2 protein-coding genes and 1 pseudogene are annotated in these 2,461 nt (G+C 39.9%); 2 read left to right on the top strand and 1 reads right to left on the bottom strand.

What is annotated here, in order from left to right; genetic code table 11:
- Nucleotides 1-86: 86 nt before the first annotated feature.
- Nucleotides 87-353 carry a hypothetical protein gene (locus ACUVXA_RS19715; protein WP_445873000.1) on the bottom strand — a complete coding sequence of 89 codons (267 nt, stop codon included), beginning with the start codon at nucleotides 351-353 and terminating at the stop codon, nucleotides 87-89.
- Nucleotides 354-941: 588 nt separating this feature from the next.
- Here ACUVXA_RS19715 and ACUVXA_RS19720 point away from each other — a divergent pair.
- Complete coding sequence (locus ACUVXA_RS19720; RefSeq protein WP_445873001.1) at nucleotides 942-1,667, top strand: lipopolysaccharide biosynthesis protein; 726 nt, start codon at nucleotides 942-944, stop codon at nucleotides 1,665-1,667.
- A gap of 178 nt (nucleotides 1,668-1,845) precedes the next feature.
- Nucleotides 1,846-2,280 (top strand): annotated as a pseudogene (locus ACUVXA_RS19725) (IS701 family transposase); the annotation flags it as partial.
- Nucleotides 2,281-2,461 lie beyond the last annotated feature (181 nt).

Below are 2,461 nucleotides of genomic sequence, written 5' to 3' on the forward strand. Positions count from 1 at the left end.
GGACATCCTACCAATTAACAGCAAGGGGTGACAAATGTCCCTAACTTCTACAATTGAGGTTTAACCCTTTAAAAAAAATAAAATTTTTATTCAAAAAGATTGAGAATAAACATAACAAGGGTCCGATCAAGAGTTCTAAAATTTGAAGTACGGTGGAGTTTGACGAGAAACGGGGGGTTTATTCTAACATCGTATCCCTTGTAACGCCTGAAATCATCAGAAGGATGTGACGAAAAAATTGTAAACTGTATATCTTTAATTATTCTTTTCAAATTTTCCGTGGCACTTAGAACTATTGCCATTTCTCCGTAATTAAGTGAGCACCATGCACCAGTTATCAAAACTTTAAGCAACTTACATCACCAATACTGTTGACGCATGTTAGTAAAAACCTTTTAGCGAATTAGGAAGAATGTTAACTTCTAGCGTAAATTGGACTACGGTTTGTAACTGGGAATTCAAGTAGATATTATTTTCCAATCAACGTTTGAAAAAGATAAGGCTTTTGGGATAAAATTAGTTAGCTTTTCTTTTTTTAAGGCTTGTTCATCGCTTAAATGTCAAGTGGGCATCTTATGACTTCCATAAACCAGGTTTGAAACCGGCTTCCGACAGCCTTTCTAATTCCAGAGAAAATAATTTTGCTTTACTCACATTGTACGTCATTTTTCCCCCCACCAGTTGGTTCGATCAATATTTTTAATTTTCAAATTTCGATACAACCGTTAATTAGTGATGGCGTGGAATTCATTTTTATGTTTCCCATAATTTTGGGTACTGTTTTCTTTACCCTTTCTTGGGCGTGGGCTCTGGGTAGGAGAGAGTACAAAAGGTTTTTTGTTATTTTTTCCTCTGTTCGGTTTTTAGAAATTGGTTTGGTGGTAATTTTTTACTTTTTTTCCGCTTTTTCAGGTTATTTTATCAAGGATATTGAGAATCTGTTGTTAGTGGCTTATGCTGCTCCTCTATTTATGGTGAGTTACGATTATTTTAGAGAACTTTTTAGGGCTCGTAGGGTGTCATTTTATTTTAGGGAGATTCGTGCTAAGTTAATTTTTACTCTCCACACTTGGGGGATGAATCTGGCTCAAGCTTCTAGGACTGTGCTTGATAAGATTGTTATCGGTTTGTTTTTCGGTCTACTATTTCTGGGAACATATAATTTGGCTTTCCAATTTCTGATGATATTTCTGGTTATTCCTCAAAGTTTACTGAAGTATTTACTCCCGGAGAAGTCTAGTGGTTCCACTAGGCGTGAGGTAGAACTAATTGGAATTCTTGCTGCCGTTTTGATCACCATTTTAGGCATTTTGTTAGCCCCATATTTTATTCAGTGGCTCTTTCCAGACTTCACCGAAAGCATCCCTACCACCCAGGTGATCTCCCTAGCTGTGCTGCCAGCGGCCATCGCCAGTATAAAATCTTCGGTGCTATTAAGCGAGGAACGCTCAAAGATAGTTTTGGTAGGTTATGTTGCGGCGCTTGTAGTTGATATTTTGGGTATATTACTATTGGGTCGGATTTTCCAAGCGATAGGTTTCGCGGCGGCTTTCTTAATATCACAAGTGGTTTTGGCTGTTATTTTAGTGGTTTTGCCTTCGGAGAGGCTTGCAAGACTAATTAAAAGGGAGAAATTTGCTGTTCGGACAGAGAAAATGAAATCTTAATCCTAGGACTGAAATTTCATTATTAGACACTTTTTGTATTAGTCTGTCTTTTCATTTTATTTATTTTTTATATAATGTTTAAAACATATTTTTATACGATTAGGAGTTACGCAGTTGACTTAAATCCTTCTTCAGCTTATAAATATTCAGCAGATCGAATAAAGGAAGAGGTTATGTTATGAACCCGCCGAGGTGTGATGATCTGGACTATATTCAGTTTCTAATAGCCGCCCAGAAGGTATTCACCTGCACCGAAGCCGCTCAATGCCAGCCTAAAAGTGAACACCCCCCGCCAGCCCACGACGCCTTCACCCGCCTACTGAGCAGAAAGCCTCCAGACACGGAGGCCCTGTGGGAAGAGGGTCAACGCCTCGTCCAACTTGACGAGGGGGTACTGGTGCTGGACGACACCACCCTGGATAAGCCGTAGGCTTCCGAGAAGAAGATGGAGCTTGTGACCTACCACTGGAGCGGAAAACACCAGAAGGTGGTCAAGGGGATAAACCTCATAACGATGCTCTGGACCGATGGGAAAGCCCTCATCCCCTGCGATTTCCGGGTCTACGACAAGCCCCTTGGAGGAGGGACCAAGAATGAACACTTCCGGGCGATAGATTCGCAGAATCTTTGTTTATGGTTTTTCTCTTTTATTGTTCTAATAATTTATGGTTTTCTTGGTATTTTTCCTCAATTTTTTAGGTTTAAGCCACCTTAGATTGAAAAAAGCCGGAAACCACGCTTGAAGCACAACCAGAAAAAAGCCTCAAAAAAGCAGATTTTGCGAATCTATCGCC

It is taken from the genome of Candidatus Jordarchaeum sp., from assembly GCF_052745115.1.